This is a genomic window from Pseudomonas putida S13.1.2 (genome assembly GCF_000498395.2).
GTDB lineage: Bacteria > Pseudomonadota > Gammaproteobacteria > Pseudomonadales > Pseudomonadaceae > Aquipseudomonas > Aquipseudomonas putida_Q.
Map to the genome: position 1 here is coordinate 1981526 of NZ_CP010979.1, position 15014 is coordinate 1996539.

Annotated in this window: 12 protein-coding genes and 1 pseudogene; 5 read left to right on the plus strand and 8 right to left on the minus strand. The window is 63.5% G+C overall.

What is annotated here, in order from left to right; translation table 11 throughout:
- Positions 1-61: 61 nt before the first annotated feature.
- Together N805_RS08965 and N805_RS08970 are read right to left on the minus strand one after the other, a co-directional pair.
- Positions 62-1360, minus strand: coding sequence for an ATP-binding protein (locus N805_RS08965; protein WP_028613878.1), 1299 nt, complete (start codon positions 1358-1360; stop codon positions 62-64).
- A gap of 6 nt (positions 1361-1366) precedes the next feature.
- Entirely contained in the window at positions 1367-2068 is a 702-nt protein-coding gene (locus tag N805_RS08970) for a response regulator transcription factor (protein WP_016487321.1), read from the minus strand.
- A 271-nt stretch (positions 2069-2339) separates the two neighbouring features.
- On the opposite strand from N805_RS08970, the gene N805_RS08975 reads away from it, so the two are divergent.
- The 4 genes and pseudogenes from N805_RS08975 to N805_RS30970 all read left to right on the plus strand — a co-directional run.
- A complete protein-coding gene (locus tag N805_RS08975; protein ID WP_028613877.1) occupies positions 2340-3515 on the plus strand; it encodes an efflux RND transporter periplasmic adaptor subunit in 1176 nt (391 codons plus the stop codon).
- Positions 3516-3526: 11 nt separating this feature from the next.
- Positions 3527-6673 (plus strand): efflux RND transporter permease subunit, encoded by a 3147-nt coding sequence (locus N805_RS08980; RefSeq protein ID WP_028613876.1) that lies wholly within the window; start codon positions 3527-3529, stop codon positions 6671-6673.
- Between the two features lie 43 nt (positions 6674-6716).
- Entirely contained in the window at positions 6717-6986 is a 270-nt protein-coding gene (locus N805_RS08985; RefSeq protein ID WP_028613875.1) for a hypothetical protein, read from the plus strand.
- Positions 6983-7375, plus strand: a pseudogene (locus N805_RS30970) (cell filamentation protein Fic); the annotation flags it as partial. The gene N805_RS08985 and the pseudogene N805_RS30970, both read left to right, overlap by 4 nt.
- Here N805_RS30970 and N805_RS30975 read toward each other — a convergent pair.
- The gene (locus tag N805_RS30975; protein ID WP_230685747.1) at positions 7322-7549 is read right to left on the minus strand and encodes a hypothetical protein; all 228 of its coding nucleotides are present in this window, start codon (positions 7547-7549) and stop codon (positions 7322-7324) included. The pseudogene N805_RS30970 and the gene N805_RS30975 overlap by 54 nt on opposite strands.
- A 204-nt stretch (positions 7550-7753) precedes the next feature.
- Between N805_RS30975 and mobA the strand changes: the two genes are divergently transcribed.
- Positions 7754-8269 carry a molybdenum cofactor guanylyltransferase MobA gene (gene mobA, locus N805_RS30745; RefSeq protein ID WP_046811363.1) on the plus strand — a complete coding sequence of 172 codons (516 nt, stop codon included), beginning with the start codon at positions 7754-7756 and terminating at the stop codon, positions 8267-8269.
- Between the two features lie 129 nt (positions 8270-8398).
- On the opposite strand, the gene N805_RS09000 is transcribed toward mobA, so the two are convergent.
- The 5 genes from N805_RS09000 to peaA form a co-directional block, all read right to left on the minus strand.
- Entirely contained in the window at positions 8399-10072 is a 1674-nt protein-coding gene (locus N805_RS09000) for a fatty acid CoA ligase family protein (RefSeq protein ID WP_028613874.1), read from the minus strand.
- Between the two features lie 140 nt (positions 10073-10212).
- Complete coding sequence (gene peaD, locus N805_RS09005) at positions 10213-11334, minus strand: quinohemoprotein amine dehydrogenase subunit beta (protein WP_028613873.1); 1122 nt, start codon at positions 11332-11334, stop codon at positions 10213-10215.
- A gap of 32 nt (positions 11335-11366) precedes the next feature.
- A complete protein-coding gene (qhpC, locus tag N805_RS09010) occupies positions 11367-11690 on the minus strand; it encodes a quinohemoprotein amine dehydrogenase subunit gamma (RefSeq protein ID WP_016499473.1) in 324 nt (107 codons plus the stop codon).
- Between the two features lies 1 nt (position 11691).
- Positions 11692-13122 carry a quinohemoprotein amine dehydrogenase maturation protein gene (gene peaB / locus N805_RS09015; protein ID WP_028613872.1) on the minus strand — a complete coding sequence of 477 codons (1431 nt, stop codon included), beginning with the start codon at positions 13120-13122 and terminating at the stop codon, positions 11692-11694.
- A 48-nt stretch (positions 13123-13170) separates the two neighbouring features.
- Positions 13171-14736 carry a quinohemoprotein amine dehydrogenase subunit alpha gene (peaA, locus tag N805_RS09020; protein WP_028613871.1) on the minus strand — a complete coding sequence of 522 codons (1566 nt, stop codon included), beginning with the start codon at positions 14734-14736 and terminating at the stop codon, positions 13171-13173.
- Between the last annotated feature and the right edge of the window lie 278 nt (positions 14737-15014).

Consider the following 15014-nt stretch of genomic DNA (forward strand, 5'->3'; position numbering starts at 1 on the left):
AAGAAAAAGCCCGAAGTTTGGGCAACAACGCGATTGCCTGAAAAACATCACGTGCTGGGCACTACCCGGCAGGCAAGCGAATCCTGAACTGCGCCCCACCCAGCGCCGACTGCGCGACCGTCAGGGTGCCGCCCTGCCCTTCAATCGCCCGCCGGCTGATCGCCAGGCCCAGGCCGAACCCACCGGTGTTGCGGTCGCGGCTGCGATCCAGCCGGTAGAACGGCTGGAAAATCCGCTCCCGCTCCTCCACCGGTATGCCGATCCCGTCATCCTCAACCGTCAGCAGACAGGCGCCATCGTCCTCCAGACGCAAGCGCAGCAGCAGGCTTTCATCGCAATAGCGCATGGCATTGCGCACCAGGTTCTGCACCGCCCGCGCCGTCAGCCGTGGGTCCAGCACAAACCGGGGCAAATTGCCCTCGGCCCGTACTTCCCACTGGATACCCCGGCCATCAAGCTCTTCGGCAAAACCACCGAGTACGCTGTCGACCAGTTCCAGCAGCGACACCTCGACCCGCTCGCGGGCGTGGTCGGCGTTGTACAGGCGGCTGTAGGACAGCAGTTCGAGCACCAGCTCATCCAGCTCGCGCACATGCCCCACCAGTTCCAGCAGGCGCTTGCGACTGGCCGGCGGCACTTCGTCGAACAGCAGCACCAGGCCGAAGTCCAGGCGGGTCAACGGTGTACGCAGCTCATGGGACACCGCATTGAGCAGCTCGCGCTGCTGGTTGACGTGGCGTTCCAGGTCACTGGCCATGGTGTCGAACACCCCGGCCAATTCACCAATGTTGGAATGCGGCGAAATGTGTGTGCGCTCGGCCATCTGCCCCTGGCCCAGGCGCCGGGCGGTTTCCTTCAGGCGCTCCAGGTCGCGCCAGTGCGGCCATACCCATAACAGCAGGCAGCCCAGCATGGCCGCACCGATCAGCACGGTCACGCCCCACGACAGCACATTGATGTCCAGCGGGTCTGGCGGTGCATGCAGGCGCACCAGCCAGTGCTTGTCCAGCGGTGCCAGCACGGTTTCGTAGTAACCCCACTCGGCAATGCGCACAGCGTACTGGCCGTGCTCCAGGCGCGCCTGTTCGTCCGCGCTCAGTTCGGCCTGGTCCATGCGCAGCAATTTCACTTCCAGCGGGGCGAACGCGCTGGCCAGGTCCTGCTCCACGGCCGGCCACTGCTCGCGCGGGGCCTGGTGGAACTGGCGCACGATCAACGATTGCACGCCTTTGGCCTGGTCCAGGTTGTAGGCCATGAAACGCTCCTGGAACAGGCCGACGATGGTGTCAGGAATGAACAGCAGCGCACCGGCGTAGGCGACGATGATCACCAGGTACAGCCGCACCAGGATCTTGAGCATGGCCGGTCAGCACTCCCACTCGACGCGGCTGAACAGGTAGCCCTTGCCCCACACGGTCTTGATCTTGCGCGCTTCGCCGGCGTTATCGTCGAACTTGCGCCGCAGCTTGGAGATGGCCACGTCCACCGAACGGTCAGTGCCGTTGAACTCGATACCGCGCAGCTGCTGCAAGATACGGTCGCGGTTCAGCACTTCGCCGGCATTGCGCGCCAGTACCACCAGCAGGTTGTACTCGCCGCTGGACAGCTCCACTTCCTCGCCGCGCCAGCTGACCGTGCGCTCGGCCAGGTCGATGCGCAGGCCACCGATCAGGATCAGGTCGTTATCCAGCCGCGGCTCGTTGACGCTGCTGCGGCGCAGCAGGGTACGCACGCGGGCCAGCAGCACGCGCGGCTCGCAGGGTTTGGTCACGTAGTCGTCGGCACCCATTTCCAGGCCCAATACCTGATCATGGCTGTCGTCGCGGGCAGTGAGCATCAGGATCGGCAGGTTCTGCGACTCCTGGCGCAGCAGCCGGCACAGTTGCAGCCCATCGATACCCGGCAACATCAGGTCGAGGATGACCAGGTCGGGTTTTTGCCGACGATATTCGTCCAGCACATGATCGCCCCGGGCGATCACCTGGACATGGAAGTCGTTGCGTTGCAGGTAGCTGGCGATCAGCTCGGAAAGTGCGCTGTCGTCTTCGACCAGGAAAATATTCGGCATAGGGGCTTGGGATCTAGGTTGTGGTAGACCTCACTGGCCTCTTCGCGGGCTTGCCCGCTCCCACAGGGGCCGCACAGAACCTGAAACCTGTGCAATACCTGTGGGAGCGGGCAAGCCCGCGAAGAGGCCGGCACAGGTGTACGCAGAATATAGAACCCAACCGCCCGAAAGGATTGTTCTTCACACTTTTTCACACTCGCCCTACAGCTGTTAACAGCCGCACGGGCAATACCTGCCGTACCATAGGTGCGGTCATCATCGGAAGATCCGCATGCCTATTACCCTCCCCCCTCGCCTGCGCCCCGTGGCGCTCATGGCGTTTCTGAGCCTGTCCCTGGCCGGCTGTGGCGACAGCGCCGAGCAAGACGAAAAAGCCCCTACCCCGCAAGTGCGGGTAGAAACCCTGCAACTGCAGCCGCTGGCCATCAGCAGCGAACTCAGCGGCCGCATCCTGGCGCCGCGCACCGCCGAAGTGCGCGCGCGCGTCGAGGGCGTGGTGCTCAAGCGTGTGTACCGCGAAGGCAGTGACGTCAAACAGGGCGATGTACTGTTCCTGATCGACCCGGCGCCGTTCAAGGCCGACCATGACAGCGCCCGCGCCACCCTGGCCAAGGCCGAGGCCACCCTGTACCAAGCACGCTTGCAGGAGCAGCGCTACCGCGAGCTGGTCGACGACAAGGCTGTCAGCCGCCAGGAATACGACAACGCCAAGGCCAGCTTCCTGCAAGCCGACGCTGAAGTGGCGGCCGCCAAGGCCGCCCTGGAGCGCGCCCGCCTGAACCTGGGCTACGCCACCGTGACGGCGCCGATTTCCGGGCGCATCGGCCGTGCCCAGGTCACCGAAGGCGCCCTGGTCGGCCAGAACGAGACCACCCCGCTGGCGACCATCCAGCAGCTGGACCCGATCCATGCCGACGTTACCCAGTCTACCCGCGAGCTCAACGCCCTGCGCCGTGCCTTGCGCGCAGGCCAATTGCAGCAGGTGGGCGACGGCCAGGCCCGCGCCACGCTGATCCAGGACGACGGCAGCGCCTACCCACTGCCAGGCAAGCTGCTGTTCTCGGACATCAGCGTCGACCCCACCACCAACCAGATCACCCTGCGCAGCGAGTTCCCCAACCCGGACCTCGACCTGCTGCCCGGCAGCTACGTGCGCGTGCGCCTGGAACAGGCCGTGCAACCCAAGGGCCTGAGCGTGCCGCAGCGCGCCATTCTGCGCGACAGTGCCGGCGTGCCCAAGGTGCTGGTGGTCGACCAGCAAGCGCGGGTCAGCGATCGCCAGGTGGTACTGGGCAGCGCCCAAGGCGACCGCTGGGTCGTCAGCGAAGGCCTGGCCCCCGGCGAGCGGGTGGTGGTCGAGGGGCTGCAACACGTCAAGGCCGGTGACCAGGTGCAGGTCGACAACGCATCCGGGGCACCGCCCATCGCACAGCATACCGGCCAGTGAGGGCCTGATTCATGCCGCAATTCTTCATCGACCGCCCGGTATTCGCCTGGGTGGTCGCGCTGTTCATCCTGCTGGCCGGTACGCTGGCCATCCCGCAGCTGCCGGTAGCCCAGTACCCCAACGTGGCGCCGCCGCAGGTGGAAATCTACGCCGTTTACCCGGGTGCCTCGGCGGCGACCATGGACGAAAGCGTGGTGAGCCTGATCGAGCAGGAACTCAACGGCGCCGACAACCTGCTGTACTTCGAGTCGCAGAGCAGCCTGGGCAGCGCCACCATCACCGCCACCTTTGCCCCGGGTACCAACCCGGACCTCGCCCAGGTCGACGTGCAGAACCGCCTGAAGGTGGTCGAGTCGCGCCTGCCGCGGCCGGTTACCCAGCAGGGCCTGCAGGTGGAAAAGGTGTCCACCGGTTTCCTGCTGCTGGGCACCCTCACCTCCGAAGACGGCAAGCTCGACGAAACCGCACTGTCGGATATTCTCGCGCGCAACGTGATGGACGAAATCCGCCGCCTGAAGGGTGTCGGCAAGGCTCAGCTGTACGGCTCGGAGCGCGCCATGCGCATCTGGATCGACCCGGGCAAGCTCATCGGCTTCAACCTCACGCCCAACGACGTGGCCGAGGCCATCGCGGCGCAGAACGCCCAGGTGGCGCCTGGCAGCATTGGCGACCTGCCCAGCCGCGACACCCAGGAAATCACCGCCAACGTAGTGGTCAAGGGCCAGTTGAGTACACCGGAGGAATTCGCCGCCATTGTGCTGCGCGCAAACCTGGATGGTTCCACGGTGACCATCGGTGATGTCGCCCGGGTCGAGATCGGCGCCCAGGAATACCAGTACGGCACGCGCCTGAACGGCAAGCCGGCCACCGCGTTCAGCGTGCAGCTCTCACCGGGTGCCAACGCCATGGAAACCGCCACCCTGGTACGGGCGAAAATGCAGGACCTGGCGCGGTACTTCCCGGAAGGCGTCAAGTACGACATTCCTTATGACACCTCGCCGTTCGTCAAGGTGTCGATCGAGCAGGTCATCACCACCCTGTTCGAAGCCATGTTGCTGGTGTTCGCGGTGATGTTCCTGTTCCTGCAGAACCTGCGCTACACCCTGATCCCCACCCTGGTGGTGCCGGTGGCGCTGATGGGCACCTTCGCGGTCATGCTGGCCATGGGCTTCTCGGTCAACGTGCTGACCCTGTTCGGCATGGTATTGGCCATCGGCATCCTGGTCGACGATGCCATCGTGGTGGTGGAAAACGTCGAGCGCATCATGGCCGAGGAAGGCCTGCCGCCCAAAGAAGCAACGCGCAAGGCCATGGGCCAGATCAGCGGTGCGATCGTCGGCATCACCCTGGTGCTGGTGGCGGTGTTCCTGCCAATGGCCTTCATGCAGGGTTCGGTTGGGGTGATCTACCAGCAGTTCTCGCTGTCGATGGCGGTGTCGATCCTGTTCTCGGCATTCCTGGCCCTCAGCCTCACCCCCGCGCTGTGCGCCACCCTGCTCAAACCGGTGGCCAAGGGTGAGCACCATGAGCGCAAAGGGTTTTTCGGCTGGTTCAACCGCCGCTTCGAAAGCATGAGCAACGGCTATCAGCGCTGGGTGGTACAGGCGCTCAAGCGCAGCGGCCGCTACCTGCTGCTGTACGCGGTGCTGCTGGCGGTGCTGGGCTATGGCTTCAGCCAGTTGCCCACGGCATTCTTGCCCACCGAAGACCAGGGCTACACCATCACCGACATCCAGCTGCCGCCAGGGGCCAGCCGCATGCGCACCGAACAGGTGGCTGCGCAAATCGAGGCACACAACGCCGAAGAACCCGGCGTAGGCAACACTACGATGATCCTCGGCTTCAGCTTCTCCGGTAGCGGGCAAAACGCGGCACTGACCTTCACCACCCTCAAGGACTGGTCCGAGCGCGGTGCCGACGACAGCGCCCAGTCGATTGCCGACCGCGCCAGCGCGGCCTTCTCCCAGCTCAAGGACGCCGTGGCGTTTTCGGTGCTGCCGCCGCCTATCGACGGCCTGGGCGAGTCGACCGGCTTCGAGTTCCGCCTGCAGGACCGCGGCGGCATGGGCCACGCCGCGCTGATGGCTGCCCGCGATACGCTGCTGGCCAATGCTGGCAAAAGCAAGGTGCTGACCAACGTGCGCGAAGCGTCGTTGGCCGAAAGCCCGCAAGTGCAGCTGGAAATCGACCGCCGCCAGGCCAATGCCCTGGGGGTGTCGTTTGCCGACATCGGCTCGGTACTGGACGTGGCGGTGGGCTCCAGCTACGTCAATGACTTCCCTAACCAGGGCCGTATGCAGCGTGTAGTGGTGCAGGCCGAAGGCGACCAGCGCAGCCAGGTCGAAGACCTGCTGAAAATCCACGTGCGCAACAACAGCGGCAAGATGGTGCCACTGGGCGCATTCGTCCAGGCCAAGTGGGTAAGCGGCCCGGTGCAGTTGACCCGCTACAACGGCTACCCGGCGGTGTCGATTTCCGGTGAGCCGTCAGCCGGCCACAGTTCGGGCGAAGCCATGGCCGAAATCGAACGCCTGGTGGCGCAGCTGCCGCCCGGCGCGGGCCTTGAGTGGACAGGCCTGTCGCTGCAAGAGCGCTTGTCCGGCAGCCAGGCACCGATGCTGATGGCATTGTCGTTGCTGATCGTGTTCCTGTGCCTGGCAGCGCTGTACGAAAGCTGGTCGATCCCGACCGCCGTGCTGCTGGTGGTGCCGCTCGGCATGCTGGGTGCGGTGCTGGCCGTGACCCTGCGGGGCATGCCCAACGACGTGTTCTTCAAGGTTGGCCTGATTACCCTGATCGGCCTGTCGGCAAAGAACGCCATCCTGATCATCGAGTTCGCCAAGCACCTGGTCGACCAGGGCGTGGACGCCGTCGACGCCGCCGTGCAGGCCGCCCGCCTGCGCCTGCGGCCCATCGTGATGACCTCGCTGGCGTTCATCCTCGGCGTGGTACCACTGGCCATCGCCAGCGGCGCCAGCTCGGCCAGCCAGCAGGCCATCGGCACCGGAGTGATCGGCGGCATGCTCAGCGCCACGTTGGCGGTGGTGTTTGTGCCGGTGTTCTTCGTGGTGGTAATGCGCCTTGCGGGGCGTAGCAAAGCTGCCATCGCTCGTGAAGACGAAGCAGGCGCCAGCCAGGCGGAGCAGCCGCACGGGTAAAAGTCGGTATGTTAATATTGCTGGCATCGGTGGAGGAGCTGAAATGACACAAGCCCGCGATGCCAGCATCAAATGCCAGGTACTGGAACTTGCCAAACAGCATGGCATTACCAGCGAGAAAGACCGTTTCAGTGACCTGGCCACAACGATTACCAGCCTTTCGGGTGATGTCGTTACCCTCGACGATATCGAAAGAATGCTGGTTTCGCTGAAGAAGAAAGGCGTTCTTACCAAACGGCAGATGCTTGAACTGGAAGCACGCTACCTCAGCGAATCGCCTGGACACGATAGTGGGCGAAAAATCAGCGCATGATATTCGATCCGTTCGACGATTTTGAAACCGCAGGCTACCTGCGAAATGCCTTTAAACTGAAAGACCCTGCGCAAATCAAGAAACTTGAGCATGTGGCTTTTGAGTCCAGCCTGGAGGACGCCATTTCCCTCCTGTCCAACTGTCAGCACATCACCTACCAAACCCTGCTTGGCCTGCACCACCTGCTGTTTTCCGACTTCTACCCCTGGGCGGGCAAGGATCGCGCCGAGCTGGCGCCAAGGCTGGCAGTTTTCAAAGGATCGGATAGCGACCCTCGGCATACGGCTTTCTGCCCACCTGGCCAGATCCGTCATTGGACATCCCATGCGCTTAAGCTAGGGCAAGATCAGCAGTGGTTGAGGGAGCACCCTGGTGAGGTACTTGGACTGCTGGCTGATGCCCATCCCTTTCTGGACGGTAATGGCCGAACCATACTGCTGGTTTTCATGGAGCTTTGTCATCGGGCCGGCTTCGCCATGGATTGGTCTCGCACCAGCAAGGATGACTATCTCTCTGCCTTGAGCGCCGAAATCAATGAGCCCTCGAAAGGCCATCTTGATCATTATTTGAAACCCTTTCGGGTAGACATCTCTGACAAAGAGCAATGGCCAGAGATCCTGACCGCCATCAAAGGGCTGGATGGCCTTGATAAAGAGAACATCAGGTATGAAAGCCTGGACGACCCAGAGGTGCGAGCGCTGTATCTTGGTTATCGCTCACTCCCCCCCTGCTCCATCCTCATTCTCGCCGGAGGCCGCGGCCAACGCATGGGCGGGCGCGACAAAGGCCTGATTGCCTGGCAGGGCGAACCGCTTGTTGCGCATGTACAGCGGGTAGTGCGGCCGCTAAGCGATGACTTGGTGATTTCCTGCAACCGTAACCAGGAGGCTTACCGCACGTACGCCGACCAGTTGGTGGGCGATGCAGAAGCCGACTTCCCCGGGCCGCTGGCAGGGGTGATTGCCGGGCTCAAGGTGGCTCGGCATGAGTGGGTGGTGCTGCTGGCCTGCGATGCACCGCGGGTTGACCGCGAACTGATCGAGGGCCTGCTGCGGCTGGCGGTGGCCGGTGACAGTGCGGCAATGGTGCGCCAGGGTGGGTATTGGCAGCCGATGTTCAGCGTGCTGCCACGGCGAATACTGCCAATGCTGGAGCAGGCCTGGGCGGCGGGTGAGCGCAGCTTGCAGAAGGCCCTGCTGCGTGAGGCGGTGCAGGGGTTGGAGTGTGCCGAGGATGATCGCCGGCTAAGCAACTTCAACAGCCCGGAACTGCTGCAAGGCTGAGATTCTCTGCTGCCTGTACCGGCCTCTTCGCGGGTAAACCCGCTCCCACAGGTTCATCACAGTGTTCGGATTCTGTGCGGTCCCTGTGGGAGCGGGTTTACCCGCGAAGAGGCCGGTACAGGTAATGCATCATCGGGAGGACAACTCCTCGACACTGATCTCGCGCATCCTGAACTTCTGCACCTTGCCGGTCACCGTCATCGGAAACTCGTCGACAAAGCGGAAGTACCGGGGCACCTTGAAGTGCGCAATCCGCGCCCTCGCCCACTCACGCAGCGCTTCTTCACTGGCGGTATGCCCCGGGTGCAGCCGCACCCAGGCCACGATCTCTTCGCCGTACTTGCTGCACGGCACGCCAATCACTTGCACATCCGCCACCGCCGGGTGGGTGAAGAAAAACTCTTCCAGCTCGCGCGGGTAGATGTTCTCGCCGCCGCGAATGATCATGTCCTTGCTGCGCCCCACGATACGCACATAGCCCTGTTCATCCATTACCGCCAGGTCGCCGGTGTGCATCCAGCCGTCTTCATCAATGCTCTCGGCCGTGGCCTTGGGGTTGTTCCAGTAACCGAGCATGACGCTATAGCCGCGAGTGCACAGTTCGCCTATCTCGCCACGCGGTACGGTGTTGCCGTCGGCGTCCACCACTTTGTTCTCCAGCCGGGGCTGGGTACGGCCAACACTGGTCACCCGGCGTTCCAGGTCATCATCGGGCCCGGTCTGCAGTGACACCGGGCTGGTTTCGGTCATGCCATAGGCAATCTGTACCTCGGCCATGTGCATTTCGCCGATCACCCGGCGCATCACCTCGATCGGGCAGGTAGCGCCGGCCATGATCCCGGTGCGCAGGCTGGACAGGTCGAACTCGCCACGTTGCGGGTGGTCCAGTTCGGCGATGAACATGGTCGGTACACCATACAGCGCGGTAGCCTTTTCCTCGGCTACCGCACGCAGCGTGGCCAGCGGGTCGAAGGCATCGCTGGGGTAGATCAGGGTGCTGCCGTGGGTCATGCAGCCAAGGTTGGCCATGACCATGCCGAAACAGTGATACAGCGGCACCGGCACCACGAGCCTGTCGTGCTCGGTTAGGCCCAGGCTTTCGCCGACCATGTAGCCGTTGTTGAGGATATTGCTGTGGCTGAGGGTGGCGCCCTTGGGGAAACCGGTTGTGCCCGAGGTGTACTGGATGTTGATCGGGTCGTCGCAGCGCAGCTGCGCCTGGCGCTCGGCCAGGGCCTGGCGGCTGACAGCCTCGGCACGCGCCTGCAACGCGTGCCAGGCCAGAAAGCCCGGTGGTGGCGAGGCAGCCAGGCTGACCACCCCGTGCAGCTCGGGGAAGCGCTCGCAGCTCAGCGCGCCTGGTTGGCCGCCGGCCAGGCCAGGGACCAGGCCCTGCAGCATGGCGTGGTAATCGGAGGTCTTGAATGCGTCAGCGCAGATGACCCAACGGCAGCCGGACTGGCCCAGGGCGTAGTCCAGTTCGCTGGAGCGGTAGGCCGGGTTGATGTTGACCAGAATCGCGCCAACCTTGGCGCTGGCAAACTGGGTAATGCACCACTCGGCGCAGTTGGGCGCCCAGATGCCCAGGCGGTCCCCGGGCTGCACGCCCAGTGCCATCAGCGCGCGGGCGTGCTGGTCGACAGCCTCGGCCAGTTGCTGCCAGGTGTAGCGCAGGGCCTGGTGCCGCACCACCAGCGCCTCGCGGTCGGGGAAGCGGGCGACGGTGGTATCGAAGGCGTCGCCGATGCATTGGGTAAGCAGGGCCTTGTTCTGGTTGCCCTGGGAGTAGCTTGGCTGGGGCATGGGCGCTCTCTTGTTGTTCTTGTGTTGTCTGGGCCGGCCTCTTCGCGGGCTTGCCCGCTCCCACAAAGACTTCCACAGTATTGGAATACGGCGCAAATCCCTGTGGGAGCGGGCGAGCCCGCGAAGAAGGCAACGCCGATCTAGCGGATAAACACCTGTGGCGTAGTGGTAGACATGTCACCACCGGGCAACTTGATGTTCTTCACTTTCTCCAGCGTATCCGGGTTGAACACCGCCAGGTCATTGAAGGTGCCGCCCAGGTACAGCTTGTCGCCCTTCTTGTCGAAAGCGACGCAGTAGTAGGTGTGCTCAAGGTTAGCCGCCTTGATCAGCTTGCGCTGCTTGATGTCGTACTTGGCCAGGCGGTTGAGCACGCCGTAGATCTGGTTCGGGTCATTAGGCGAACGCAGGCCGGTGAAGTACAGCTCGGTCAGGTCGGCGAATTCCTGGGTGTGGGTCTTGCCCGTCTTCAGGTCGACACTCAGGTAGCCATACAGCGGCTCGGCGGTGGCCGGGTCCTGCTTGTCGTCCTTGAACCTGGCAATGGTGTACAGCATGGTGAACTCATGGCGCGGGCTCTGGTGCGGCCAGAAGTACAGCACGTCCGGGGCGCTGTAGCCTTTGCGGTTCCAGTTGCGCAGCGGCAAAGCCACCGTGTACTTGCCGGTTTTCACATCCATCTTGTAGATGTCCGGCCCTGCGACAAACAGGCTGCCATCGTCGGCGGCACGCATCAGGTACACCTGGCGCGGCATCGGGAAGGTGCGCACCGGCTTGGCCTGCAGGCCATCGGTGGTGCTGAACACCTCCAGGCGCGGCGGCTTGACCACGTAGTGGTCGTTCAGCATCTGGGTCGGGTTGACCGTGGCGTACACTTCCTTGCCGTCCGGGCTGATGGCAAACGAATACATCGACCTGCCCACTTCACCCGCCACGCTGGACAGGTTGGCCCGGAAGGTATTCTTGCAGGTGTCCAGGTCGATGCCGTAGATGTCACCGTAATGGTTGTTCAACACATAGGCAGTGCGGTTGTCCGGCGCCATCATCGCGGTGCCAGGGCCGAACTTGTCGGGCATCTGGCAGCTTTTGTAGACCGTGTCACTGGCCACATCGACCACGTGCAGGTTGTTCGGGTAGTTGGTCACGATCATGTATTCGTGGCCAGCCTTCAGCGCAGGCCCGGTGTCGTCAGCCTGAGCCAGCCCGGCGCAGGCCGTGGCGGCGATGGTGAGCGCGAGTTGCGCGCAGCGTCCAGCTTTCATGCGGTTTCCCCTTGTCATTCTTGTTAGGCCGGTCACTTGTCTTTCGGGAACACAGTGCCCAGGTTGCGCCAGTCATCCGCCGAGTTGGTCGCCTGGGCGTTCCAGTCCTGATAGGTGCTCATCATGTCCGGCACCTGGGCCGGCCACCAGCAAGGGTCGGAGCAGCCATACAGGTCGGCCTCCATCGGCTGGCACAGCGAGCTCACGCCACCAAAGGCATCCACTTCCCAACCCGGGTCGGTTGTGGCCGTGCAGCCGGCCACCGCACTCATGGCCATGACTTCTTCGATGCGGTCTTCGGCAGCGGCCTGCTCAAGGATGCGCGCCTTGTTGTTCAGGGGCTTCAAGTGCTTCATGTCAGTGCGCCTTCCGCGGGGTGATGTAGCGGTCGATGAAGGCCGGGTTGGCGGCCATGATGCGGCTGTAGACTTCGATGCCGAAGTCGACCCAGTCGCGCATCAGTTCGCAATAGTGGTAGGTCGGGTGCTGCGGGTCGCCGTAGCGGGCGTAGCTTTCGTGGTAGCAGCCACCGGAGCACAGGTTGCGGATGCGGCAGCTCTCGCAGCCGGTGTTGCTGCGGTCCAGGCGCTGTGAGAGGAAGTCGTTGAGCTCCACCTGCTTCACACCCTGGTGCACGTTGCCGAAGGTCGGCAGGCTGGAGCCGGTGAAGCGGTGGCACAGGTTCAGCTCGCCTTCATGGTCCACCGCCAGCATTTTCAGCCCGGCACCGCATGGCAGGGCCTTCTTGTGGCCTTCGTGAATGTCGGTGATCAGCTGGTGCAGGTTGGAGAAACCGATGTTGCGGTGTTCCAGCGCTGCGTCCAGGTAACGGCGGCCCAGCGCCTTCATGTTGGCGAAGACCTCAACCAGTTCTTCGCCGGTGAGGTTGAAGGCCGCCATGTCGCCGGAGGTGACCGGGGCAAAGCCGACTTCGGCAAAGCCCATTTCGTTGAACAAGTGGTTCCAGATGGTCTCGATATCGGTGATGCCGCGGGTCAAGGTCACCCGCGCCCCCACCGGGCGACTGTTGTAGCGCGACAACAGCATGTCGGCCTTGCGCCGCACCACGTCATAGGTACCCTGCCCGCCCACCGTGATGCGGTTGCGGTCGTGCACGGTCTTGGGGCCGTCGATGCTGATCGACAGGCCGAAGCGGTGGGCATTGAGCCAGTCGACGATCTCTTCGGTCAGCAAGGTGGCATTGGTGGTCATGATGAACTCCACCTGTTTGCCCGCCTCGGCGAAACGCCGCTCGCAGTAGGCCACCATATGTTCGATCAACGGCCGGTTGGACAAGGGCTCGCCACCGAAGAACACCACGCTGTAACGTTCCTCGTCAGGCGATTCCTTGAGCAGCATTTCCACCGAGGCTTCGGCGGTGGCGGTGCTCATCTTCTTGCCAGCGGACGGCTTGTCCAGGTCTTCCTTGTAGCAATAGGTACAGCTCAGGTTGCAACCAGTGTTGACGTTGAGCACCACGGTATTCAGCGCAGTGCGCTCGACCCGCTTGAGGGCAATTTCCGGGGTTAGCGGCGAGCCGTCACTGACCAGTTCCAGCGCGATCAGCTCGCGCAGGGTGTCCTGGATATCGCTGCCGGCAAACTGCTGGCCCAGGCGCTGCATCAGCTCCTCGGCCGAACAGCCTTGCTGGCGCAAGGTGTCGATGATGCCCCCAGTCACCGCGTCGGCGGTGAACAGCGAGCTGCTGGGGATATGGAACAGCATGCGGTCGGCATCTACCTGCACTTCATGCAGGTTGCGTTCGACCAGATTCAGTAGTGCGCCCATGGCGACCTCCGGGTTATCGATCCGTTGGAAAACCGTTGCACCCTGCCATTACGGCAGCGGTGGGTTGTTCCAGCGCTGAACGGTGACGATCATGTGCCCTTCGCCGGTCTGGCCACCGTCGGCCAGGGTGGCGATAACCTTCAGGTTGCCAGCGTTGTTGGTCATCATCTTGCGTTCAGGGTTGGGGCCGGCACCGCCTGGCACGAACACCCCGTCGGCCTGCATCTGCCCGGCGAACTTGACGTCTTCGTCCTCGACCGCACGCTCATTGAACGGCTCGACCTTCCAGGTGGCCGGCAGATAGCCGATGCGCAGCGGCTGGCCACTGGCATCCTTGCCCCAGGCTTCGGCCTCGAAACGGCCCTGCACCTTCGGCACCGAAGCGCCGTTTTCGCCGATGCGGGCAATGGAGAACGCCGGCACGACTTTCACTTCCTCGACCTTGTCGTACACCGCCAGATTCACGCCTTTAAGCGCGCCCACTGCAACTTCGCGCTGCCCTGGCTTGGCGTCGGCTGCCGCGCGGGCCTTGACCCGTACCAGGGTCGGGGTCTGCTCCAGCACTTCGGTCACTTCTACCCCGGCACCCAGGTCGGGCTTGCCGTCCAGGCCGCTGCCCACCAGGGTGATCTCGCTTTCGCCGCCGGCCTTGATGAATGCCGGTTGCACCGCCAGCAGGCGCGCCTTGCCTTCCTTGGCAGCCGCGAAGTCCAGGCCACGCTCGTCGTGTTCGGCCTCGAACATGCGGCCTTTCATTTCGCCATCCAGCGCCGCGAACACCTGGCGCAGGTTGGTGTCGCCAACCTTGACGTTGCCGCGCCATTCATAGCCGTTGTACAGGATCGCCGTGCCGCTGCCGTTGAACGGTGTACCGTCGGCATAGGCGCCCTTGACCTCGACCTTGAAGGTGTCGCCCTCCCCGGCCGAAACGCTCATCACACCGCGCACATCACCCTTGGCCAGCATGTGGCCGCTGAACGCCCACTGCCCCTGCAGCACGTCGGCCTTCGGTTTTGCCTGCTGCCATTCAGCCCAGGCCGGGTTGTCCAGCGGGTAGCGCCTGGCAAGTTCCGGCACCACCTGCTGCAGGGCAATGGGCAGCCAGTCGCGGTCCCGCGCCTGGGCCTGGTATTCGAGGGACGGCCACTGGCCGAGGTGGAAGTTGACCAGGTGCTCCCATTCCTTGGCCGGGCGGCGCTGCAAGGCGACGCGGGCACCGGAGTGGCAACGGCCACAGGTTTCGCTGAGCTGGGTGTCGAAATGCTCGACCGTGTTCAGCCGGCGCTCCATGGCGTAGCGCACGCCATCGGTTTCGCTGGGCGCCAGGCCCTGCTTGTCGGCCAGGTACTTGACCAGCGTGCGACGGTCGTCGTCGCTGATCTGCAGGCCGTGCATCACCTGCATGCGGGCGATGCTCATCAGCCAGCCTTCCGGGGTTTTACGCTGGTGGCTGATACGGCTGTAGGTATCGTTGCCTTCGGGGATATGGCACCCCATGCACTTGTTCTGCAACAGGCTCGGGCCCTGCTCGGCCGCCATGGCCTGGGTGCTCAGCAGCGCGGCGGCGACCAGCGCCAGTTTGCCCGCATGCCGCCGGAGTCGAGTCGTCTTCAAGGTCAGACCTCCACGGTTGTTGTTCTTATCGTTTTTCGCACGCTTTGGTACAGCAGGTGTGCATGTGGCAGTTGTGATACAGGAACTGTGCCAGTTGCTGTAAAAGCGTTGCCTTTCAACCTTTTAGGCAGTTTCCGTGGCCTGGCCAGCAGCCAAGATGGCCACTTGCAGCGTGCCATTTCGCGACTAGGTGTTTCATCCTGAGACAAGGGCCTGCCACGCAGGCCTTCGCGGGCATGCCCGCTCCCACAGGAATGGCACAACGCCTGGGGTCAACG

What these genes read in the sequence shown, in the direction of transcription:
- qhpC (WP_016499473.1), bottom strand. Translation starts at nt 11,690, where the DNA reads ATGAAGCACTTGAAGCCCCTGAACAACAAGGCGCGCATCCTTGAGCAG.
- N805_RS08965 (WP_028613878.1), bottom strand. Translation starts at nt 1,360, where the DNA reads ATGCTCAAGATCCTGGTGCGGCTGTACCTGGTGATCATCGTCGCCTAC.
- N805_RS08970 (WP_016487321.1), bottom strand. Translation starts at nt 2,068, where the DNA reads ATGCCGAATATTTTCCTGGTCGAAGACGACAGCGCACTTTCCGAGCTG.
- peaD (WP_028613873.1), bottom strand. Translation starts at nt 11,334, where the DNA reads ATGAAAGCTGGACGCTGCGCGCAACTCGCGCTCACCATCGCCGCCACG.
- peaB (WP_028613872.1), bottom strand. Translation starts at nt 13,122, where the DNA reads ATGGGCGCACTACTGAATCTGGTCGAACGCAACCTGCATGAAGTGCAG.
- N805_RS08985 (WP_028613875.1), top strand. Translation starts at nt 6,717, where the DNA reads ATGACACAAGCCCGCGATGCCAGCATCAAATGCCAGGTACTGGAACTT.
- N805_RS30975 (WP_230685747.1), bottom strand. Translation starts at nt 7,549, where the DNA reads ATGATCAAGATGGCCTTTCGAGGGCTCATTGATTTCGGCGCTCAAGGC.
- mobA (WP_046811363.1), top strand. Translation starts at nt 7,754, where the DNA reads ATGGGCGGGCGCGACAAAGGCCTGATTGCCTGGCAGGGCGAACCGCTT.
- N805_RS08980 (WP_028613876.1), top strand. Translation starts at nt 3,527, where the DNA reads ATGCCGCAATTCTTCATCGACCGCCCGGTATTCGCCTGGGTGGTCGCG.
- N805_RS09000 (WP_028613874.1), bottom strand. Translation starts at nt 10,072, where the DNA reads ATGCCCCAGCCAAGCTACTCCCAGGGCAACCAGAACAAGGCCCTGCTT.
- N805_RS08975 (WP_028613877.1), top strand. Translation starts at nt 2,340, where the DNA reads ATGCCTATTACCCTCCCCCCTCGCCTGCGCCCCGTGGCGCTCATGGCG.